The organism is Microbispora sp. ZYX-F-249 (assembly GCF_039649665.1).
In the GTDB taxonomy this organism is placed as follows: domain Bacteria; phylum Actinomycetota; class Actinomycetes; order Streptosporangiales; family Streptosporangiaceae; genus Microbispora; species Microbispora maris.
Genome location: NZ_JBDJAW010000012.1, coordinates 139,632 through 159,914, shown reverse-complemented (window position 1 = coordinate 159,914; position 20,283 = coordinate 139,632). Strand labels below are relative to the sequence as shown.

Genomic DNA, 20,283 nt, shown 5'->3' with positions numbered 1-20,283 from the left:
TACCGTCAGCAGAGACGACTCCACCGGAGAAGCGACCGAAATGTGACCTTAGCGCAGGAGAAAATGACAACATAAGAGGCAACCCCGAATAAGGTCTTATGGTGCCCTTCGCGCTCATGGGGGAGTAGTAGTTGTGCTGAGCACTGGTAGTCGCTCGAGGTGGCCGATCGCCGCAGTCGCCGTGACGTTGGCCGCGGCTCTGTCGGCGTGTTCCGGTGGATCGGACGCGCCAGGCTCGACCGGCGGCGGCTCCGGGGGCTCCGGCGACGGCGCCGCGCCCGCCGTCCCGGCTCCCGCCATCAAGATCAGCCCCGCGACGGGCAGCGCCAAGGTGCGTCCCGACAAGACCGTGGTCGTCACCGCCGCCAACGGCGCGCTGGAGGAGGTCACGGTCCAGGCGGGCGGCGAGACGCTCGAGGGCGAGTTCGACGCCACCCGCACCAAGTGGACCTCCAAGCAGCCGCTCAAGCCCTCCAGCAGATACACGGTGTCGGCCAAGGCCACCGGCCAGGGCGGCCCCGCGACCGCGACCAGCCGCTTCACCACGCTCAAGCCCAAGGTCGGGCTGGAGGTCGTGGACGTCACCCCCGGCATCAAGGGGGAGACCGTCGGCGTCGGAATGCCGATCATGGTGAGGTTCAACGCGCCGGTGCAGGACAAGGCCGCCGTGGAGCAGGCCCTCGAAGTGGACGCGGAGAAGCCGGTCAAGGGCGCCTGGCGGTGGATCGACGACAAGTTCGTCATCTACCGGACGGCCAAGTACTGGCCCGCGCACCAGAAGGTCAAGTTCACCGCGCACCTGACCGGGGTGAAAGCCGGGCAGGACACCTACGGCGTCGAGGACCACAGCACGACCATCAAGATCGGCGCGGCCTGGATCAGCTCGGTCAGCACCAGGACCCACATGATGGTGGTCCGGCGCGACGGCAAGGTCGTGAAGACCATGAAGATCAGTGCCGGCAAGGCGACCACCCGCGAGTACACCACCACCAGCGGCGTCCACCTGACCATGGAACGCGGCAACCCGGTCACGATGATCTCCCCCGGGAAGAAGGAGGGCGACCCCGGGTACTACAAGGAGGTCGTCAACCACGCCGTCCGCATCTCCAACAGCGGTGAGTACGTCCACGGCGCACCGTGGTCGGTCGGCTCGCAGGGCCGGGCCAACGTGAGCCACGGGTGCATCAACGCCCACCCCAGCGACGCCAAGTGGTTCTACGACAACTTCCACCGGGGCGACGTCGTCAAGATCGTCGGCACCGACCGGGCCCTGGAGTGGAACAACGGCTGGGGGTTCTGGCAGATGCCGTTCAGCAAGTGGCAGAAGGGCAGCGCCCTGGAGGCCTGATCCGCTCGCCCGGCCGGCGCCGGGCGTGGCTGACGGCGTCCGCGAGCGCGCTATGACCGCGCTGACATCCCCTCACCCGAGGCGTTCGCGCGAGCGGTCCTCGCCTCCTCGCCCATCAGGTAGTGCACGGTCGTGCCCGGCAGGGTGGGCAACTCGGCCCAGTGGGTGATCGGGTCGTCACAGTACTGCGGGTCGCCGGGGTCCTGCGGGTCGTCACGGTCCCGGCCGTAGGGCGGGCGGACGATGCCGTCAGAGTCGACGAAGCAGTCGCGGTACTCACGCCCGTCCTCACCGATGTGACGGGTGGTGAAGTACATCGGCCGCACCAGCCAGAAGTCCTGTCCGGCGCCCGGATCGCACTCGTCCGCGTCGCCGGACGCGAAACGGCCCGCGATCGCGGCGGCCACGGGCATTCCCTCCTGCGGCAGCCTCTCCCGCGAGTCCACCCACTCGACCTCCGTGCGCATGTCCATCCCAGCTCCGATCCTTCGTCGGGTACGGCCAGTGCGGCGGCGTCCTACTGGACGCCCCACTTCATGAGAGCGAAGGCGCCCACGATCTTCAGCGCGACGAGCGCGATGACCACGCAGAACACGATCAGCGCGGGGCGGTGCTCGAAGTGCTTGCCCTCCTTGAGCGGAGGGCGCTTGGCGACACGCTCGGCGATGCGCTCTTCGATGGGTTTGCGGTGGAACATGAACGCAGACTACCTCCCGGGTCGCCGGTCCCGCTCGCGACCTTGGCCGCTCATGCCCTCAGAACTCCCCAACCTGCCTCTTCGGACAGCTGGATAGGGTACGTGGGGGAGCCGGACGGAGGGGAGTGGGATGCCGCAGCAGCCGTACTCGGTGGAGCAGGTGGCGAACCTGCTGGGCCTGCACGTGAAGACCGTGCGCAACTACGTGCGCGACGGGCGGCTGAAGGCGGTGCGCATCGGCAAGCAGTACCGCATCGCCCGCGAGGACCTGGAGGCGTTCCTGGGCCATCCGGCCGAGCCGCCGGCCGCCGAGACCGCCCGGCGGCGCCGTCACGTCGAGGCCTCGAGCATCGTCCAGATCGACGCCATCGCCCCCGACGAGATGACGACCCTGGGCAACATGCTGATGGCGGCCACCGCGAGCCGTTCCCCCGCCGACCGCCCCCTGCGCGTCGAGACCGTCTACGACGAGGAGCGGGCGAGTCTGAAGATCATCATCGTGGGCGGCGTGGCCGACACCACCGAGGTGTTCCGGCTCGTCACCACGCTGGTGGGGGAGCCCGCCTGACCGCCCGCCCGGCGGGTCCGTGGCGCGCGGCCGAGGCCTCACCCGCAGGCCGTCACGGCGTGCGGAACCCCCGGAACGTCACGGGCCTTCGGGTGTCGAATCCGAGCCGCTCGTAGAGGGCGATCGCGCCGGTGTTCGCCTCGGCCACGTGCAGGAACGGCCGATCGTTGCGGGCCACGACACGCGCGACGAGCGCGCTGACCAGGCGGGCGGCGAGCCCTCGCCCGCGCGCCTCGGGGGCGGTGCAGACGGCGCTGATCTCGGTCCAGCCCGGTGGCCGGAGCCGCTCGCCCGCCATCGCCACCAGCGTCCCGTTCTCGCGGACGCCGAGGTAGGTGCCGAGTTCGCGGGTGCGCGGCCAGAACGGCCCCGGCCGGGTCCGCGCGACGAGGCCGAGCATCTCGGGCACGCTGCCTGCGCCCAGCTCGACCACTTCGAGGTCGTCGGCGCCGGGGTGGTCGGGCCGGCCGCCGGGCCAGACCATCTGGCGGCCTTCCAGCACGAAGACCGGCTCCCAGTCCCGCGGCGGCGAGGCCGGGGAGCTGAACATGTCGGCGAGCTCCCCCCGGCCGAGCAGCCGGGCGAGGTCGGCCCATTCCTCCGCACGCGGGTCTGCCGTGACCGTGGAGAAGGTCGCGACCTCCGGCAGGTAAGTGGCGGCCCCGCCGAGCCGTCGGGCGAGATGCGCGTGGTGACCGCGCAGCGATTCGCCCACCGGGTCGTCCAGTACGACGGCGTCGCGGTCCACGGTCGTGCTGCACCTCTCGTTTCGTCTCGTGTCGTGCTCAGTCGACGGCGGGCGGCCGGGCACGCCCGCTGTCGTCCCGGCCGACGGCCGGGCAGCACAGAACGACGCTTTCCCCGGCGTTCAGGGTACGGCCGAGCGGCGGCTGCCGGCTCCGGCAGCGAATGCGACGCCGGGTGTGGCCGGAGGGAGAGCTTGCCGGCCCGGCCCCGCTCCGCTCAGCCGCCGAGGCCGAGCCGTACGGCCCGCGCGAGGGGTGTGGCGTCGCCGGGGGCCAGCGGATCGGTCAGGAAGAACGGGATCTGGGACATGAAACGCGGCCGCGTCCCGTGGTGAGGCTGGGCGGCGTGGACGAGGTGCGGATGGCACAGGTAGACGTCGCCGGGCAGTCCCGTGGCGTAGGTCTCGGGGCGGTGCGCGCTCGCCTCGTCCAGCAGCGGGCCGGAGGCGAAGAACTCCAGCCCCTGCTCGCCGTGCGGCTCCAGCACGCGGGCGGTGTCGAGGTGGGATCCGGCCCTGATGCGGGTGGGCGCGTCGTCGGGGCCGACCTCCGACAGCAGGACCAGCACGAGCATGGTGCGGGACCTGAGCGTGACCGTTCCCCAGGCGCCGGCCGGTCCGGGGTCGTTCTGGTCGATGTGCCAGCCGGTGTCCCCGGCGTCGGAGGGGTGCGGGAAGCGGACCGGCGTGTTGCCGATGGTGCCGCGCGGCTCCCAGCCGCCCTTGCCGGCGATCAGGTCCAGCGCCTCGGCGAGGCGCGGGCTTCGCATCGCCTCCCCGGACGGGCCCTGCCCCGTCGGGTCGGGGGCCGCCCACACCACCGGCCGCCTCCAGTCTTCCGGCCGGTCGGGGGACAACCCGATCTGCCGCCACAGCTGCTGCCTGATCCGGTCCCCGGTCTGGCGGGGGAAGGCCTCTTCCACCTTGAGGAACCCGTCGGAGACGAAGCGGTCGAGGTCGGTCTCGCTGAACGCAGCCATGGCGGGACGGTAGCGACCTTCCGCGCCCGACGTCGACCTATTTACCCCTCGGTGCCTGACCCGCCGGGGTCCGGCAGGCGGCGGGCCGCGTCGAGCGCGGCGACGAGGCGGGCGACCTCCCGCTCCCCCGGAGGCCCCTCCGGCTACCGGGCCCGCAGGCTCCGGAAGAAGTCCCGGATGTCGGTGACCAGCAGGTCGGGCGCCTGCAGCGAGGCGAAGTGACCGCCGCGGGGGAACCGCGACCAGTGCGTGACGGTGTTCGACAGCTCCGCCAGCCCGCGGATCGCGCGGTCGCCCAGGAAGTTCGCCACTCCCGTCGGGACCGGTGAGGGCGCCGGCCGCCGGCCCCAGGCCTCCGACGCGCTCTCGAAGTACAGCCGCGCGGCCGATCCCGCGGTCGCGGTCAGCCAGAAGATCGTGACATTGGTCAAGACGGTGTCGCGGTCGACGGGGGTGCGCTCCGTACGGGTGGGGTCCCAGTCCACGAACCATTCCAGGTTCCAGGCCAGCTGCCCGGCGGGGGAGTCGTTGAGCGCGTAGGCCAGCGTCTGCGGCCGGGTGGACATCTGGGTGGCGTAGCCGGAGTGGGCGTACCACCATTTCCGGTTGCGCTCCGCCTGTTCGCGTTCCTCACCGGACAGCTTGTCCAGCACGCCGGGGCCGGTCGCCGTCGAGGCGTTGACCAGCGCGTTGACGTGCACGCCGATCACGTGCTCCGGTGCGATCCGGCCGAGCTCGGGGGAGACGATGCTGCCGAAGTCGCCCCCCTGGGCGCCGTACCGGTCGTATCCCAGGCGGCGCATGAGCTCGGCCCAGGCCCGCGCGACGCGGCCGACGCCCCAGCCGGTCTCGCGGGTCGGACCGGAGAACGCGAAGCCCGGCACCGAGGGCGCGACGACGTGGAAGGCGTCGGCCGGGTCTCCGCCGTACGCCCGCGGGTCGGTCAGCGGCCCGAGGATGTCCAGGAAGTCGTACACCGTGCTCGGCCACCCATGCGTGACGATGAGCGGTGTGGCGTCGGGCTCGGGGGAGCGGACGTGCAGGAAATGGATGGTTTGGCCGTCGATCTCGGTGGTGAACTGCGGGACCTCGTTGAGGCGGGCCTCGTGCGCGCGCCAGTCGTAGCCGGTGCGCCAGTGGCCGGCCAGCTCCATGAGGTAGTCCTTGTTCACCCCGTACGACCAGCCGACGCCGGGAAGCTCGTCGGGCCAGCGGGTGCGGGCCAGGCGGGCGGCCAGGTCGTCGAGGTCGGTCTGCGGGATGTCGACGCGGAAGGGTTCCGGTGTGCTCATGGCCGCAAGCGTTGCGCCTATGGAGGACAGCCGCGGTCCTGCACTCAGGTAAATATGGACGGATGTCGGACACTTCCGCCCGTCTGCTCCGGATGTTGTCGTTGCTGCAGTCGCGCCGCGACTGGCCGGGCGCCGAGCTCGCCGAACGCCTGAACGTCACGACCCGTACGGTGCGGCGCGACGTGGGAAGGCTGCGCGAGCTGGGTTATCCGGTCCACGCCGCCTTGGGCCCGGCCGGTGGCTACCGGCTCGGAGCCGGCGCCTCGCTGCCTCCGCTGCTGCTGGACGACGAGGAGGCGGTGGCGGTGACCGTCGGGCTGCGCACCGGCGCCGCGAGCGGCGTCAGCGGGATCGAGGAAGCCGCGCTGCGCGCGCTGACCAAGGTCGAGCACGTCCTGCCGTCCCGGCTGCGCCACCGGGTCCAGACCCTGGAAGAGGCCATGGTCGCGATCCCGCCGCGCGGCGGGCCCACGGTGGACGCGGCCGTCCTCACCGCGATCTCCGCCGCGATCCGCGCCGCCGAGACGCTCCGCTTCGACTACGCCGGCCACCACGGGGGCCGGTCCACCCGGATCGCCGAACCCCACCGCCTGGTCGCCTGGGGCCGCAGGTGGTACCTGGTCGCCTGGGACGCCGACCGGGCCGGCTGGCGCACCTTCCGGGCCGACCGGATCTCGCTGCGCACGCCCAACGGGCCCCGCTTCGCCCATCGTGATCCACCCGGCGGCGACGTGGCGGCCTACCTGCGCAGATCGATCGGCCACGAGATCTGGCCGTATCGCTCGCGGCTGCGGGTGTACGCGCCCGCCTCCCGGGTCGCCGGGCGCGTCGACGGGATCGTCACTCCCGTCGACGACGACACCTGCGTGCTGGAACTGGCCTCCGACTCACTCGAGCTGGTCGCGCTCGCGGTGGGCACGCTCGGGGTCGACTTCGACGTCGAGTCGCCGCCGGAACTCGCCCGCCACCTGCGCACGCTGTCGGCCCGCTTCGCCCGGGCGGCCGGACGGCGCCGAAGGTGACGGGCCCGGGCGTCCTTTCAGGTCCGGCCGTGGGCCGGGGCGATGCGGGCCAGCGCGCCGATCTCCAGTGCCGTCCACAGCGCGCCGTCCGGGCCGAGGGTGATGCCGTGGGGCTCGCACCCGGGGGTGGGCAGGCCGTACACCTCGATGGTGCCGTCGGCGGCGACGGCGCCGACGCGGCCCGTGCCCCATTCGGTGAACCACGGGACGCCGCCGGCGTCGGTGGTGACGGCGTGCGGCCGGGCCGTCCGATCGGGCAGCGGGAACTCGGTGATGCGGCCGTCGGGGGTGATCCGGCCGATCTGGCCCGCGGCGATCTCCACGAACCAGAGGGCGCCGTCCTGGCCGGCGGCGATCCCCACCGGCGCGGCGTCCTTGGTCGGCAGCGCGTGGAGGCTGATCGCGCCGTCCGTGCCGATCCGTCCGAGGGCTCCGGCCTGGTTCAGGGTGAACCACAACCCGCCGTCGCCCCCGGCGGCGATGGCGGAGGGAAATCCGCCGGCGACCGGCAGCGGGAACTCGGTCACCTGCCCGTCGGGGGTGATGCGGCCGATGCGGTCGGCCGCGGTCTCGGTGAACCACAGCGCGCCGTCCGGTCCCGGGGCGATGCCGAACGGACCGCAGCCGGGCGTGGGCAGGGCGAACTCGTCGACGACGCCGCCGGTGGTGATCCTCCCGATCCGATGTGCCTGGTATTCGGTGAACCACAGCGCGCCGTCCGGGCCGGGGACGATGATCGTCGGCCCGCGGCCGGGGCCGAGTTCGTGGCTCGCCGGCTCGGAACCGGGGATCAGCCGGCCGATCCGGCTGCTGTGGACCATGGTGAACCACAGCGCGCCGTCCGGCCCCGTCGTGATCGCGTACGGCCCGGCGTCGGGGCCGGCCACGGCGTGCTCCGTGATCGTCACGTGGGTCAAAGGCTCTTCTCCAGTCCGTGCTCGGCGGCGATGCGGGCGATGTCGGCGGGGGTGCCGGCCATGATGACGCGGGCGTGCTCGGTCACCAGCTCGACGGGCCAGTCCCACCAGGCGGCCCGCAGCAGTCGTTCGATGTCGTCGTCGGCGAAGCGGCGGCGGATGGGCCTGGCCGGGTTGCCGCCGACGATGGTGTAGGGCGGGACGTCGGCGGTGACCACGGCGCCGGTGGCGATGATCGCGCCGTCGCCGATGGTCACCCCGGGCATGACCGTGGCCTGGTAGCCGAACCAGACGTCGTTGCCGATAACCGTGTCGCCGCGGCTGGGCATGCCGGTGACGATGTCGAGGGTGCGTTCGGTCCACTCGCCGCCGAACATGGTGAACGGGAAGGTGGACACGCCCATCGCCGGGTGGTCGGCGCCGGCCATCAGGAACCGGGTGCCGCAGGCGATGGCGCAGTACCTGCCGATGATCAGCCGCTCCGGCCCGTAGGCGTACAGCACGTTGCGGTGCTCGAATTCGGTCGCGCCGTCGGGGTCGTCGTAGTAGGTGTACTCACCCACCTCGATGGCCGGCGAGCTGACCAGCGGTTTGAGGAAGACCACCCGCTCGTGGGCGGGCAGCGGATGCACGGTCTTGGGGTCGGGTGTCACAGAGGAGTCCTTTCGAGGGGGAGGTCAGGCGAGGAGGCCGGCCAGGGCGCGGGCGCGGGCCGGCTCGCGCAGCTTGCGCATGCCCTTGGCCTCGATCTGGCGGACGCGTTCCCGGGTCACCCCGAACGTCCGGCCGATCTCGTCCAGGGTCCGCGGCCTGTCGTCGGCCAGGCCGTACCGCTGAGTGATGACGGCCGCCTCCCGCTCGCTCAGCGTCGCCAGCACCGCCTCCAGGTCACGGCGGAGTGAGGAAGCGGCCACCTCGGCCGCGGGACCGGGCGCGTCGTCGGCGAGAAGGTCGCTCAGCTCGGCGCCGTCGTCGCCCACGGGGGTGTGCAGCGAGATCGGCTCGCGGGCATGCCGCAGCAACTGCTCGACCTTCTCGGGTGTCAGGCCGAGCTCGGCCGCGAGCTCCACGGGGGTGGCCGCGCGGCCCAGGTTTCGCTGAAGCACGTGCCGGGCACGCAGGACCCGGTTGAGATCCTCGACCACGTGTGCGGGGAGGCGCACCGTCCGGCTCTGGTCGGCGAGCGCGCGGCCGATCGCCTGCTTGATCCACCAGGTGGCGTAGGTGGAGAACTTCAGTCCGCGCCGGTGGTCGAACTTCTCCACCGCGCGCATCATGCCGATGGTGCCCTCCTGCACCAGGTCCAGCAGCGGCAGCCCGCCCCTGGCGGCGTAGCGTCCGGCGATCGACACGACCAGCCGCAGGTTGGCCTCGACCATGTGATCCCTGGCGCGGCGGCCGTCGGCGGCCAGCCGCTCCAGCTCGCACCGTTCGGCCTGGCCGCCGGGATCGGCGGCCAGCCGCTCCGCGGCGAGCCGGCCGGCCTCGATGCGCGCGCCCAGCTCCACCTCCTGCGCGGCGGTGAGCAGCGGGGTGCGCCCGATCTGCCGGAGATACTCCTTGACCGGGTCGATGTCCACGGCTCCCTTCGGATGGCGGGCGGGGCTGGCGGGGAGCGCGGCAGTGGTCAAAAGCGGGGTCCCTTCGGTGTCGCACGAGCCCGGATCGCGGGTAGGTCAGAACTTATGTCCAACCTACAATCATGTCAACTCTAATTTTAGGTCGATTCCATGTAAGGTGGGCACATGGACACGGAGAAGACCGGCCTCAGAGCGCTGAAGAAGCGGCAGACCAGGGAGAAGATCTCCCACGAGGCCACCCGGCTGTTCCTGGAGCGCGGCTTCGACAAGGTGACGATCGCCGAAGTGGCGCAGGCGGCACAGGTGGCCAAGATGACGGTCACCAACTACTTCCCGCGCAAGGAGGATCTGGTCTTCGACCTGAGCGAGGACTTCGTGCGGTCCCTGGCCCGGACCGTCCGCGACAGGGCGCCCGGCGAATCCGCCCTGGCCGCACTCCGGCGCGCCTACCTCGCCGCGGTCGCCGGGCACGACCCGGTCATCGGCTTCTCCGGTGCCGCGTTCGCCCGGATGATCGCCGCTAGCCCGGCCCTCACGGCCCGGCTGCGGGAGTTCCACGACGAGCGCGAGAAGGCCCTGGCCGACGCGCTGGCCGCCGAGACCGGCGCCGGGCCCGGCGACATCCTGCCCCGGGTGGCCGCCGCCCAGCTCGGCGGCGTCCACCGGCTGCTGTTCGACGAGACGCTCCGCCGCGCCATCGCGGGCCAGGACGACGCGGAGATCGAGACGGCTCTCACCGGCTACATCGACGCCGCCTTCGGCCTCCTGGAACCCTCCCTCGGCGGCTATGCCGTCCGCCCCACCGCCTGAACGGCCCGGCCTGTCATGGTCCGGCCTGTCACGGCCCGGCCTTCCCAGGGCCCGGGCGGTACGGGACCGGCGACGGCTCGGGTCGCCCGAGGATTCAGACGAGGGCGAGCTGGCGGGCGGGAGAGCGCCGCCGCCGCCAGCGCCGGGCGTCCCTGCCGATGCCGTAGGTCTCGGCGAGGGCCCGCACCTGCTCGGCGATCCGCAGGCGGTAACCCTCCTCGGCGACCTGGCCCCTGCCGTACAGCGCCTGGTAACGCGGCACGAGACCGGGGTGCTCGCGCTCCAGCCACCGCAGGTACCACTCCCGGGCCCCCGCCGGCAGGCGCAGCACGATGGGCGTGACGCTGACCGCGCCCGCCTCGGCCGCCCGCCGTACGGTCGCCAGCAGGTGGTCGGTGGAGTCGGTGATGAGCGGCAGGATCGGGGCCATCAGCACGCCGCAGGGAATGCCTGCCTCGTTCAGCGCGGCGCAGATCTCCAGGCGCCGCTGCGGAGTCGCGGCGCCCGGCTCGACGGCGCGCCGCACGCGATCGTCGACGAACCCGACCGACACCAGGGCGCCGACCTGGGTCACCTTCGCGACGTCGCGTAACAGGTCCAGGTCGCGCAGGACCAGGGGGCTCTTGGTGAGCACGGTGAACGGGTTGGCCGCGTCGGCGAGGGCCCGGATGACACCGGGCATCAGGCGGTAGATCTCCTCGGCCGGCTGGTAGCAGTCGCCGGTGAGGCCCAGCGCGACCGGATCGCCGCCCCAGCGGGGGGAGGCGAGCTCGCGCCGCAGGCGGCGGGCCAGGTCGGTCTTGACCACGATCTTCGTGGCGAAGTCGGTGCCGGGGTCCAGGCCCAGGTAGCGGTGACCGCGGCGGGCGGTGCAGTAGCCGCAGCCCGCCTCGCAGCCGCGATAGGGGCTCGCGCCCCACGCGAAGGGCAGCTCGGCGGCCTCGGGCACCCGCTCCAGCGCCGCGCGGGCCGGCACCTCGTAGCAGGTGATGCCGTCGAAGACGCGGGTGACGGCCTGCCGTTCGATGCGCGGGCGGGCCGCGGCCGCCTCACCGCCCGCACCGACGAGCGGCTCCTGCACCGTCTCATGCGCTCGGGGCCGCGCCGGGCTCTGGTCCCCCGCACGGGTAGTGGCGTCGCGACGCATGAGGTTCAGTAGAACACGCATTCGACCGTCGCGCCAAGTGTCCGCGCCCGCGCGGTCAGGGTTCGGCGGAGGCGGCGGCGTGACAGGCGCCGTACCCGTCCGCGCGGGCGACCACGCGGCCCGACCGCACCCGCACGGCCGCCTCGGTCCCGTCGCTCACGGCGGTCACCCCGGCCGCCGCCGCGACGGCCCCCTCCTCGTCGTGCACCACGCGCAGGCGCGGCCAGGCCGGCGCGGGTAACGCGCGGCGCAGGCAGAAACGCAGCTCGGCGAGGGTGAGCCGGGCCAGCGGCCCCAGCTCGCCGGGGTCGCCGGTGACCAGGACCACGGTGACCTCGCCGGCGGGCGGCGTGGCCCGCACCGCCTCCTCCACGGCCCCCAGGCGGTGCAGCCCGAGGACCGCCACCACGCCGTCGCGGGCGAGCGGGGCCGGCCCGCCACCCAGCGCGTCCACCGCGGGCGGCGGCGACCACGGCCCGTCACCGGGCCGCGCGCGGGGGACGAACGGCAGATGGGGGGCGTCCCACCGGTCGCCGAGGTCCAGGTCCGCCAGGGCGGCGCACGCCGCGACGACGTCGAACGGCTCGGAGAACCCGGGCGCCGCGTCGGCCATCTGGCTCGCGCCGTACAGGGTGGTCAGGGCCGTCTCCGCGACCCGCACCAGACGCCGCCCGGGCCCGCACAGACCCTCGAGCGCGAGCCCGAGCACGATCGCGTTCAGCTTCATCAGCTGCGCGAACGGCCGGCGCACCCGCTGGTCGGCGAGCACCTCCGGCATCAGGTCCATACCGAGCCTGGCCGGGCCTTCGGTGGCCAGCGGAAGCCGGGCGACCCAGGCGCGGGCGAACGCCGCGAGCGCCTCCCGGGCCGTGCCCGCTCCGGACACCGCCCCGTCCACGGTGGCTACGGCGGCCTCCCGCTCGGCCAGATCGGCCAGCACCGAGAAGTACAGGGCCCGCTTGCCGGGGAAGTTGGAGTAGACCGCGCCACGGGTGAGTCCCGCCCGGTCGGCGATCGCGTCGACCTTGGCGTCGCGGAACCCCCGCTCGGCGAACTCCTCCCGGGCGGCGGCCAGCACCCTGGCCCGGTTGCGCGCCTGAAGCTCGGCCCTCGTGAGGCGTTCCATCGATCTCCTCGTCCGTGTACGCCCGCTTGCCGTACGGCGAGGCCCAAGATACCGTCGCCATCCAGATGACATGAACATCTGGGATTAACATCTGGAGTTGCCCGTGATTTCCCTGCCCGAGGTGGACCTCACCGATCCCGAGGTCCTGCGCGACCCCTTCACCGCGTACGGACGGGCGCGGGAGGCCGCGCCGCTCGCGCGGCTGCTCATCCCCGGCCTCGGCCCCATATGGGCGCTGACCAGGCACGACGGCGCGCGGGCGATGCTCGGCGACGCCCGTTTCGCCCTCACCGCCGACAGCTTCATGCGCCCGCCGGTCCCCGGCGACTGCCTGCCGTACATGCGGACCATGAGCGAGATGCACGGCCCCGAGCACGCCCGGCTGCGCAGACTGGCCGCCCCGGCCTTCACCCCCCGCCGCGCGGCGGAGTTCCGGCCCCGGATCGACGCCATCGTCGGCGCCCTGCTCGACGACCTGCCCGCGCACGCCGAAGGCGGGCAGGCCGACCTGCTGCGCCACTTCGCCCGGCCGCTGCCGATGGACGTCATCTGCGCCCTGGTCGGCATCCCCGAACGGGACCGCCCGCACTGGCGCGAATGGGGCGCCACCGTCGCCGCCGGAGCGGGCGGGGACTTCGCCCGGGCCATCCCCGGCATCATCGCCGGCGCCAAGGCCGCCGTCGCCGCGGCACGCGCCGAGCCGGACGCGTGCGGAGGCGTGCTGGCCGACCTCGTCCGCGCCCACGGCGAGGACGGGGCCGAGGGCGGGGACCGGCTGAGCGACACCGAGATCGTCACGCTGGTCTGGCACCTGGTCCTCGCCGGGCAGACGCCGACCACGCTGATCGCCAACGCCGTGGCCGCCCTGCTGTCCCACCCCGCCCAGTCGGCCGCCCTGCGCGCCGATCCCGCGCTGGCGCCGGCCGCCGTCGAGGAGCTGATCCGCTGGTGTGGTCCCACGCTGCTGGCGATCCCGCGCCACGCCCGTCGGGACGTCGAGCTGTACGGCGTGACCGTGCCGGAGGGCGCGAAGGTCACCGCCCTGATCGCCGCGGCCAACCGCGACCCCCGGGTGTTCGACGACCCCGACCGGCTGGACGTGACCCGCTCGCCCGGCGCGGGCCACCTGGGGTTCGCCCACGGGCCGCACTTCTGCCTGGGCGCCTCCCTCGCCCGCGTGCAGACCCAGGCCGCGATCACCGCGCTGCTGCGCCGCTTCCCCGGCCTGGCCCCGGCCGCCCCGATCGACGAACTGCGCGCCCCCGACCCCGGCACATGGCGGCTGACCGCGCTGCCGGTGACCCTGTGACCGGCGTCCCCGGCCCGGCGTCCCCGGCCCGGAGTGCCCGGCCCGGAGGGCCCGCCGCGTCAGCCGCGGACCGATCGCAAGTAAGCGCGCCACCCCCCGTACGCGGTGATGTCGGCGGCGCCCCGCAGCCCCTCCGGGGCGCACAGGAAACCGGGCACGTCCGTGCCGTCGGCCAGTTCGACCCGGCCCAGCGTCATCGGGCGGGGGAGGGCCGCGAGCAGGTCGCCCAGCCCGTCGGCGGGCAGTTCCCACACCTCGCACTCGACGGCCGCGCCGCCCTCGGCGACCCGTACGAGCCCGGGTTTGGGCGGGTCGGTGCTCAGGGCGTGCAGCCGGTAGCGCGCGGCGGTGCCGGTGGTGGCCACCAGGCGGCCGCCGCGCGCGGTGAGCTCGTGGTTGAGCGGTTGCCCCGACAGGTGCGCGCCGACCACCGCCAGGCGGGCGGCCGGCCGGAGCAGCCGGGCGACGGCGGCCAGGTCGTCGTCGGCGTGGGCCCGCCCGGCCAGCATCACCCCGTACGGCAGCCCGTCCACCTGCCCGGCGGGCACGGCCAGCGCGCACATGTCGAAGAGGTTGACGAAGTTGGTGAAGCGGCCGAGGTCGCCGTTGACGCCGACGGGGTCGGCCGCGACCTGCGCCAGGGTGGGGTGGCGGGGAGTGACCGGCAGGAGCAGGGCGTCGCAGTCCCCGAGCAGGGACATGGCCCGCGCGCGGAGTTCCGCCAGGCGTTCCCGATCGGCGAACAGGCGGTGGGCGGGCAGGTCACGGGCCGCGGTGATGATGGAGGCGACGGTGGGATCCAGGTCCGGGCCGCCCTTCTCGACGAACGCGCCGACCGCGGTGTACCGCTCGGCGACGAACGCCCCCTGGTAGAGCAGCGTGGCGGCCTCAAGGAAGGGAGCGGGGTCGATCGGGCGGATCTCCACGCCCGCCGAGGCCAGCCCGCCGGCCGCGTCCTCGAACGCCTCGGCCCAGCCCGGGGCCAGCTCGCCCAGGTCGGCGGTGGCGGGCACGGCCACCCGCCACGGCCCCGGACGGCGGGCAGGGCGGCGGGCAGGGCGCGGCGCGGGCCCCGCCGGAGAATCCGTCATGAGGGCCAGGGCCCGCTGGGCCTCGGGGATGGTCCGGGCGAAGACGCTGACGCAGTCCAGGCTCCGGCAGGCAGGGACCACGCCGCCGGTGGGGATCAGGCCGCGGGTGGGCTTGAGCCCCACGATGCCGTTGAAGGCGGCCGGGACCCGGCCCGAGCCCGCGGTGTCGGTGCCGAGCGCGAGGTCGGCCAGGCCGAGCGCGACGGCGACCGCCGAGCCCGAGCTGGACCCGCCGGAGATCCGCGCCGGGTCGGCGGCGGCACGCACCGCGCCGTACGGGCTGCGGGTGCCGACCAGCCCGGTGGCGAACTGGTCCAGGTTGGTGGTGCCCAGCACGATCGCGCCGGCCGCGCGGAGGGCGGCCACGGCGGGGGCGTCGGCGTCCGGCAGGTAGGCGTAGGACGGGCAGCCGGCGGTGGTCGGCAGCCCGGCCACGTCGATGTTGCCCTTGACGGCCAGCGTCCGGCCCGCGAGGGGGAGGTGCTCGCCGCCCGCCACGCGGGCGTCCACGGCCGCGGCCTCGGCCTCCACCTCGGCCTGTGGCCGCAGGTCGATCCAGATCTCGCCGCGGCCGGTCTCGGTGATCCGGGCGTAGGCCCTGCGGGCCCGTTCCAGTGCCGTCCCAGCTGTCGTCTCAGCTGTCGTCTCAGCCACGATCGCTCCTCAGCACCACCAGCGGGGCGCCCGCCTCCACCTGGTCCCCGGGGGCGACCAGGACGCGTTCGACGACGCCGCCGGCGGGGGCCGGGACGGCGGACTCCATCTTCATCGCCTCCAGCACGACCAGCGGCTGCCCCGCCGCGACCCGCCGGCCCGGCGTGACGCCGACCTGCCAGACGCTCGCGGTGAACTCCGCTTCCACCACCGCACACCCCGGTGGCAGCTCCAGCTCGGTCTCGGCCGGGCCCTGGGACTGCTCCGCCCGGTCGAACTCGCCCGCCGCCTGCCAGGCCGCGCGTTCGGCGGCGAAGGCGGCGGCCTGCCGTTCGCGGAAGGCCGCGATGGACTCGGCGTGCTCGGCCAGGAAACGGCGGTAGTCGGCGAGCCGGAACACCCCCTCTTCGATCTTGGGTTCGAACCGCCCCGCCGCCAGGTCGGCCCGTAGTTCGAGCAGTTCCTCGGCCGTCACCGGATACCAGCGGATGCGGTCGAAGAAACGCAGCAGCCAGGGGAAGCCCGGCCGGAACGCGCCGCGCTGCTGCCAGCTCGACCACACCTGCGTCGTACGGCCCACGAACTGGTAGCCGCCCGGTCCTTCCATCCCGTAGACGCACAGGTAGGCGCCGCCGATGCCGACGGAGTTCTCGGCGGTCCAGGTGCGCGCGGGGTTGTACTTGGTCGTGACCAGCCGGTGCCGGGGATCGAGCGGGGTGGCCACGGGCGCGCCGAGGTAGACGTCGCCGAGCCCGAGCACGAGATACTCGGCGTCGAACACGACGCGGTGCACGTCGGCCACGTCATCCAGGCCGTTCACCCGGCGGATGAACTCGATGTTGGAGGGGCACCAGGGCGCGTCGTCACGCACCCCCGCCATGTACCGGGCGATCGCCTCCCGGGTGGCGGGGTCGTCCCACGACAGGGGGAGATGGACGACGCGGCTCGGCACCTCCAGCTCCCCCGTGGGCGGCAGGTCATCCTCGAGCCGCAGCAGCTCGGCCAGCAGGTCGCGCTGCGACAGCACGGCCGGGTCGAGATGGATCTGCAGCGAGCGGATGCCGGGGGTGAGGTCGATCACGCCGGGCAGATCCCGGGCGGCGAGCGCCTCGGACAGGGCGTGCACCCGCATGCGCAGGCCCAGGTCGAGCACCATCGGCCCGTACTCGACGAGGATGTTGTCGTCCCCGCTGCGCCGGTAGGTGACGCGGGGCCGCTCGCCGGTCTCGGGCAGGCGGTGCAGCACGCCGCCGTCGCCGGGGGCGCCGACCGCGGAGGGCGCGGGGACGAAGGTGACGGTGTCCCCGGGCCGCAGCTGGCCGAGTTTCCAGCGTTCGGCGGTGACGACGGTGGCCGGGCAGACGAACCCGCCGAGCGAGGGGCCGTCGGGACCGAGCACGACCGGCATGTCACCGGTGTAGTCCACCGCGCCCACCGAATAGGGCGTGTCGTGGATGTTGGAGGGGTGCAGGCCCGCCTCGCCCCCGTCGAGGCGTGCCCAGCGCGGTTTGGGGCCGATCAGGCGTACGCCGGTGCGGGCGGAGTTGTGGTGGACCTTCCACTCGGCGGCGCAGAAGTCGCGGATGTCGTCGCCGGTGAAGAACTCGGGGTCGGCGTGCGGGCCCTCGACCACGCCGATCCGCCAGTGGTGCCCGAACTCGGGCCGCCCGCCGGGCTCCACGCCCGCGTGGGTGGTGAGACCTCCGCCGTGCAGGACGTCCCCGGCGCGCAGGGCCCGGCCGCCGTGGCCGCCGAACCCCCCGAGCGTGAACGTCGCGGCGCTGCCCAGGTAGGCGGGCACGTCGAACCCGCCCGCCATCAGCAGGTAGACGCGCAGTCCCGGCCCTTCGGCGGCGCCGACGTCCAGCACACCGCCGGCGGGCACGGTGACCGGCTCCCACTGGGGGACGGGCGTGCCGTCCACGGTGACCGGTGCGGGCGCGCCGGTGACGCAGACGGTCGTGGCGTGGCTGAAGCGCAGCGCCGGGCCGCGCAACGTGCACTCCAGGCCGGGCGCGCCGGGGTCGTTGCCCAGCGCGGTGTTGCCGTACCGGAAGGAGCGGTCGTCCATCGGCCCCGACGGCGGCACGCCCACCTGCCAGTAGCCGGTCCGTCCCGGCCAGTCCTGGACGGTGGTCAGGGTGCCGGGCCGCACCACCTCGATGCGGCGGGAGCCGTCGGCGAGCCCGGCCAGGGTGGCGGTGCCGTGCGCGGCCGCCCGTACGCAGGGATCGGCCACGGCGGCGCGCAGCAGCCCGAGGTTGGTCTCGACGCCGTCGATCCGGGTCTCGGCCAGCGCCGCGGCCAGCCGGTCCAGGGCCTGGTCCCGGTCGGCGCCGTGCGCGATCACCTTGGCGAGCAGCGGGTCGTAGGCGCTGCTCACCTGCGTGCCCGTCTCCACCCAGCCGTCGACCCGCACGCCCTCGGGGAACTCGACCCGGGTGAGCAGGCCCGCGCCGGGCCGGTGGTCGCGGCTGGGGTCCTCGGCGTACACACGGGCCTCGACGGCGTTGCCGGCGGCCCGGGGCGGGTTGCGCAGGGCGGCGTGCACGTGGCTCACGTCGCCCTGGGCCAGGCGCAGCATCCATTCGACCAGGTCGACGCCGTAGATCGCCTCGGTGACGGGGTGCTCCACCTGCAGCCGGGTGTTGACCTCCAGGAAGTACGGCTCGCCGCGTGCCGGGTCGTAGATGAACTCGACCGTGCCCGCCGACCGGTAACGCACCGAGGCGCACAGGCCGGCGGCGCTGTCGGCGAGCCCGGCCCGCACCCGCGGCGGCAGTCCGGGGGCGGGGGCCTCCTCCAGCACCTTCTGGTGCCGCCGCTGCAGCGAGCAGTCGCGATCGCCGAACGTGACGACGCCGCCCATGCCGTCGCCGAACACCTGGACCTCGACGTGCCGGCCGCCCTCGACCAGGCGTTCCAGGAACAGCCCGGCCGAGGCGAAGCTCGCGGCGGCCGTGCGCTGCACGCTCTGCCACGCCTCGGCCAGGTCACCGGCGTCGCGGCAGGCGCGCATGCCGATGCCGCCGCCTCCGCCGGTGGCCTTGAGCATGACCGGGTAGCCGATGTCCCGCGCGGCGCGCAGGGCGGCGTCGAGGTCGGGGAGCAGACTGGTGCCGGGGAGCAGGGGCACGCCGGCCCGCTCGGCGGCGGCGCGGGCGGTGTGCTTGGCGCCGAACAGGTCGAGCTGCTCGGGGGTGGGGCCGACGAAGGCCAGCCCGGCGGCCTCGACCTGCCGGGCGAAGGCGGCGTCCTCGGACAGGAAGCCGTAACCGGGGTGGACGGCGTCCGCGCCGCTGTCCAGCGCGGCCCGCAGCACCCGGCCGGCGTCCAGGTAGCTCTCGCGGGCGGGGGCGGGGCCGAGCCGTACGGCGTGGTCGGCCAGGCGGACGTGGGCGGCGCCCCGGTCGGCGTCGGAGTAGACGGCGACGGTGCGCAGGCCCAGGCGGCGGGCGGTGGCGATGACGCGGACGGCGATCTCGCCCCGGTTGGCGACGAGGAGAGTGTTCATCGGACCGTCATCCGCACGGGCGTGGGGTCGAAGCCGTTGCACGGGTTGTTGATCTGCGGGCAGTTGGAGACCAGGACCAGCACGTCGGTCTCGGCGCGCAGGGTGACGGCGAGGCCGGGGGCGGAGATGCCGTCGACGATGCCGAGCGTGCCGTCGGGCTCGACCGGGACGTTCATGAACCAGTTGATGTTGCTCACCAGGTCGCGTTTGCCGAGCCCGTGGCGGCCGCCCTCGATGAGGAAGTTCTCCACACAGGCGTGCTGGGAGTAGGTGTGGTGCCCGTAGCGCAGCGTGTTGGACTCCTTGGAGCAGGCGCCGCCGACGGTGTCGTGGCGGCCGCAGGTGTCGGCGACGACGGTCATCAGCGGGGTGTGTTCGTTGGACATCAGCACGCTGCCGGTGGTGAGGAAGATGCCGCCCTGGGCGTGGACGGTGTCGGGGGCGCTGTAGCGGACGGCGGTGTCGTGCGCGTCGTACAGCAGGCAGTCGACGGCCTGGTTGCCGCCGAGGTCGGTGATGGTCAGCTCCTGCCCGGCGCGGACGATCGCCGACCAGGGGGCGCGGGCGGGCACGGTCACATCGAGCACGGGTGTGTCGGTGAGGGTCATCGGGTCACCTCGGCGGTGTTGAGGAAGGCGCGGCGGCCTTCGGGGCTGGCCTGCCACAGGGGGTCGCCGGGGCCGGTGGGCCGGGCGCGCCAGGCCAGGACCTCCATCGGTGTGCAGGTGTAGGCCGGACGGGGGTCGATCGGGTGGGCGGTGTTGGCGATGAGCACGGTCAGCGGCATCTCGGCGCGCAGGGTGACCGACGCGCCGGCCCCGGCGGAGCCGGTGAAGGTCAGGCCGCCGTCGGGGCCGACCCGCACGCCCTGGAAGAAGGAGATCGACGGGGGCAGGTCCCGGCGCTCGAGGCCGTGCTTGGCGGCGGCGAGCGTGAACAGTTCCCGCCCGGCGGGAGCGGGGCCGTGCGGTGTGCCGTCGCCGTACCGCTCGGTGTTGCGCCGCAGGGTTGAGGTCCCGCACACGGTGTCGTGGCGGCCGGAGGTGTCGGTGACGACGGAGGCCAGCACGCGGCCCTGGTCCGACAGCAGCAGGTGGCCTTCGCCGAGGTAGGCGTTCCACAGCACCTTGACGGTGTCGGCGACGTTGAGCCGCTCCCAGGGGCGGCCCGCCACGTAGAGCAGCAGGTGCGCGCAGGCGTCGCCGGCCAGGTCGGTGAGGCGCAGTTCGGTGCCCCGGGCCAGCACCTTGTGGGTGTAGCCGCCCCCGGCGACGGTCTCGGCCCACACGAGGTCGGCGGGGGCGACGCCGTCCGGCGGGGCGGGCCAGTCCGAGGCCGGGAGCACCGGCATGGTGTCGCTTCTGGTGCCCTCCTGGGCGCGGGCGTGCTCTCGCGCGCCGTACGTCGTACTGGTCGCCATGACACGGTCTCCTGTGAGAGGGGGCAGGAATTTCTGTCGTGTGACAGAAATTAGGCGGCGCGT

At 73.8% G+C, this 20,283-nt stretch carries 19 protein-coding genes; 5 read left to right on the top strand and 14 right to left on the bottom strand.

All coding sequences use genetic code 11. From position 1 onward, the window contains the following. Nucleotides 1–181: 181 nt before the first annotated feature. Complete coding sequence (locus AAH991_RS17005; protein WP_346226801.1) at nt 182–1,348, top strand: L,D-transpeptidase; 1,167 nt, start codon at nt 182–184, stop codon at nt 1,346–1,348. A 50-nt stretch (nt 1,349–1,398) separates the two neighbouring features. Here AAH991_RS17005 and AAH991_RS17000 read toward each other — a convergent pair whose 3' ends face one another. Together AAH991_RS17000 and AAH991_RS16995 are read right to left on the bottom strand one after the other, a co-directional pair. Continuing rightward, complete coding sequence (locus AAH991_RS17000) at nt 1,399–1,821, bottom strand: AQJ64_40280 family protein (RefSeq protein ID WP_346226800.1); 423 nt, start codon at nt 1,819–1,821, stop codon at nt 1,399–1,401. Between the two features lie 44 nt (nt 1,822–1,865). After that, the gene (locus tag AAH991_RS16995; RefSeq protein ID WP_142623945.1) at nt 1,866–2,045 is read right to left on the bottom strand and encodes a hypothetical protein; all 180 of its coding nucleotides are present in this window, start codon (nt 2,043–2,045) and stop codon (nt 1,866–1,868) included. A gap of 130 nt (nt 2,046–2,175) precedes the next feature. Between AAH991_RS16995 and AAH991_RS16990 the strand changes: the two genes are divergently transcribed. Continuing rightward, nucleotides 2,176–2,613 (top strand): helix-turn-helix domain-containing protein, encoded by a 438-nt coding sequence (locus tag AAH991_RS16990; protein WP_346226799.1) that lies wholly within the window; start codon nt 2,176–2,178, stop codon nt 2,611–2,613. A 52-nt stretch (nt 2,614–2,665) separates the two neighbouring features. On the opposite strand, the gene AAH991_RS16985 is transcribed toward AAH991_RS16990, so the two are convergent. From AAH991_RS16985 to AAH991_RS16975, 3 genes are all read right to left on the bottom strand, one after another. Beyond that, complete coding sequence (locus AAH991_RS16985) at nt 2,666–3,361, bottom strand: GNAT family N-acetyltransferase (protein WP_346226798.1); 696 nt, start codon at nt 3,359–3,361, stop codon at nt 2,666–2,668. A 215-nt stretch (nt 3,362–3,576) separates the two neighbouring features. Beyond that, a complete protein-coding gene (locus AAH991_RS16980; protein ID WP_346226797.1) occupies nt 3,577–4,338 on the bottom strand; it encodes a phytanoyl-CoA dioxygenase family protein in 762 nt (253 codons plus the stop codon). A 143-nt stretch (nt 4,339–4,481) separates the two neighbouring features. Further along, nucleotides 4,482–5,630, bottom strand: a complete 1,149-nt coding sequence (locus AAH991_RS16975) for an epoxide hydrolase family protein (RefSeq protein WP_346226796.1) — start codon at nt 5,628–5,630, stop codon at nt 4,482–4,484. Between the two features lie 62 nt (nt 5,631–5,692). On the opposite strand from AAH991_RS16975, the gene AAH991_RS16970 reads away from it, so the two are divergent. After that, the gene (locus AAH991_RS16970; RefSeq protein WP_346226795.1) at nt 5,693–6,652 is read left to right on the top strand and encodes a helix-turn-helix transcriptional regulator; all 960 of its coding nucleotides are present in this window, start codon (nt 5,693–5,695) and stop codon (nt 6,650–6,652) included. 17 nt (nt 6,653–6,669) lie between these two features. Here AAH991_RS16970 and AAH991_RS16965 read toward each other — a convergent pair whose 3' ends face one another. Genes AAH991_RS16965 through AAH991_RS16955 form a run of 3 tightly spaced genes read right to left on the bottom strand, consistent with a single transcriptional unit; the run spans nt 6,670 to nt 9,149 of the window. Continuing rightward, nucleotides 6,670–7,560 (bottom strand): Vgb family protein, encoded by an 891-nt coding sequence (locus AAH991_RS16965; protein WP_346226793.1) that lies wholly within the window; start codon nt 7,558–7,560, stop codon nt 6,670–6,672. A 5-nt stretch (nt 7,561–7,565) separates the two neighbouring features. After that, nucleotides 7,566–8,222: a CatB-related O-acetyltransferase gene (locus tag AAH991_RS16960; RefSeq protein WP_346226792.1), complete on the bottom strand. Its 657-nt coding sequence runs from the start codon at nt 8,220–8,222 to the stop codon at nt 7,566–7,568. Between the two features lie 24 nt (nt 8,223–8,246). After that, complete coding sequence (locus tag AAH991_RS16955) at nt 8,247–9,149, bottom strand: sigma-70 family RNA polymerase sigma factor (RefSeq protein ID WP_346226791.1); 903 nt, start codon at nt 9,147–9,149, stop codon at nt 8,247–8,249. 165 nt (nt 9,150–9,314) lie between these two features. Here AAH991_RS16955 and AAH991_RS16950 point away from each other — a divergent pair, with 165 nt between their 5' ends. Continuing rightward, a complete protein-coding gene (locus tag AAH991_RS16950; RefSeq protein ID WP_346226790.1) occupies nt 9,315–9,959 on the top strand; it encodes a TetR family transcriptional regulator in 645 nt (214 codons plus the stop codon). A gap of 94 nt (nt 9,960–10,053) precedes the next feature. Here the strand turns inward: AAH991_RS16950 and AAH991_RS16945 are convergent, their stop codons facing one another. Together AAH991_RS16945 and AAH991_RS16940 are read right to left on the bottom strand one after the other, a co-directional pair. Continuing rightward, entirely contained in the window at nt 10,054–11,040 is a 987-nt protein-coding gene (locus AAH991_RS16945) for a radical SAM protein (RefSeq protein ID WP_346226789.1), read from the bottom strand. Nucleotides 11,041–11,161: 121 nt separating this feature from the next. After that, nucleotides 11,162–12,232: a TetR/AcrR family transcriptional regulator gene (locus AAH991_RS16940; RefSeq protein ID WP_346226788.1), complete on the bottom strand. Its 1,071-nt coding sequence runs from the start codon at nt 12,230–12,232 to the stop codon at nt 11,162–11,164. A gap of 103 nt (nt 12,233–12,335) precedes the next feature. On the opposite strand from AAH991_RS16940, the gene AAH991_RS16935 reads away from it, so the two are divergent. Continuing rightward, nucleotides 12,336–13,541: a cytochrome P450 gene (locus AAH991_RS16935; protein ID WP_346226844.1), complete on the top strand. Its 1,206-nt coding sequence runs from the start codon at nt 12,336–12,338 to the stop codon at nt 13,539–13,541. Nucleotides 13,542–13,600: 59 nt separating this feature from the next. Here the strand turns inward: AAH991_RS16935 and atzF are convergent, their stop codons facing one another. Genes atzF through AAH991_RS16915 form a run of 4 tightly spaced genes read right to left on the bottom strand, consistent with a single transcriptional unit; the run spans nt 13,601 to nt 20,220 of the window. Further along, nucleotides 13,601–15,286 carry an allophanate hydrolase gene (atzF, locus tag AAH991_RS16930; RefSeq protein WP_346226786.1) on the bottom strand — a complete coding sequence of 562 codons (1,686 nt, stop codon included), beginning with the start codon at nt 15,284–15,286 and terminating at the stop codon, nt 13,601–13,603. After that, nucleotides 15,279–18,800 (bottom strand): 5-oxoprolinase/urea amidolyase family protein, encoded by a 3,522-nt coding sequence (locus AAH991_RS16925; RefSeq protein ID WP_346226785.1) that lies wholly within the window; start codon nt 18,798–18,800, stop codon nt 15,279–15,281. The genes atzF and AAH991_RS16925 overlap by 8 nt, the downstream gene beginning before the upstream one ends. Continuing rightward, the gene (locus tag AAH991_RS16920) at nt 18,797–19,408 is read right to left on the bottom strand and encodes an urea amidolyase associated protein UAAP2 (RefSeq protein ID WP_346226784.1); all 612 of its coding nucleotides are present in this window, start codon (nt 19,406–19,408) and stop codon (nt 18,797–18,799) included. The genes AAH991_RS16925 and AAH991_RS16920 overlap by 4 nt, the downstream gene beginning before the upstream one ends. After that, nucleotides 19,405–20,220, bottom strand: coding sequence for an urea amidolyase associated protein UAAP1 (locus tag AAH991_RS16915; protein ID WP_346226783.1), 816 nt, complete (start codon nt 20,218–20,220; stop codon nt 19,405–19,407). Before AAH991_RS16915 ends, AAH991_RS16920 begins: the two co-directional genes overlap by 4 nt. Between the last annotated feature and the right edge of the window lie 63 nt (nt 20,221–20,283).

Coding starts and splice junctions, on each gene's coding strand:
- AAH991_RS16990 (WP_346226799.1), top strand. CDS start 2,176: ATGCCGCAGCAGCCGTACTCGGTGGAGCAGGTGGCGAACCTGCTGGGC.
- AAH991_RS16975 (WP_346226796.1), bottom strand. CDS start 5,630: ATGAGCACACCGGAACCCTTCCGCGTCGACATCCCGCAGACCGACCTC.
- AAH991_RS16915 (WP_346226783.1), bottom strand. CDS start 20,220: ATGGCGACCAGTACGACGTACGGCGCGCGAGAGCACGCCCGCGCCCAG.
- AAH991_RS16950 (WP_346226790.1), top strand. CDS start 9,315: ATGGACACGGAGAAGACCGGCCTCAGAGCGCTGAAGAAGCGGCAGACC.
- AAH991_RS17000 (WP_346226800.1), bottom strand. CDS start 1,821: ATGGACATGCGCACGGAGGTCGAGTGGGTGGACTCGCGGGAGAGGCTG.
- AAH991_RS16980 (WP_346226797.1), bottom strand. CDS start 4,338: ATGGCTGCGTTCAGCGAGACCGACCTCGACCGCTTCGTCTCCGACGGG.
- AAH991_RS16970 (WP_346226795.1), top strand. CDS start 5,693: ATGTCGGACACTTCCGCCCGTCTGCTCCGGATGTTGTCGTTGCTGCAG.
- AAH991_RS16940 (WP_346226788.1), bottom strand. CDS start 12,232: ATGGAACGCCTCACGAGGGCCGAGCTTCAGGCGCGCAACCGGGCCAGG.
- AAH991_RS16995 (WP_142623945.1), bottom strand. CDS start 2,045: ATGTTCCACCGCAAACCCATCGAAGAGCGCATCGCCGAGCGTGTCGCC.
- AAH991_RS16925 (WP_346226785.1), bottom strand. CDS start 18,800: ATGAACACTCTCCTCGTCGCCAACCGGGGCGAGATCGCCGTCCGCGTC.
- AAH991_RS16920 (WP_346226784.1), bottom strand. CDS start 19,408: ATGACCCTCACCGACACACCCGTGCTCGATGTGACCGTGCCCGCCCGC.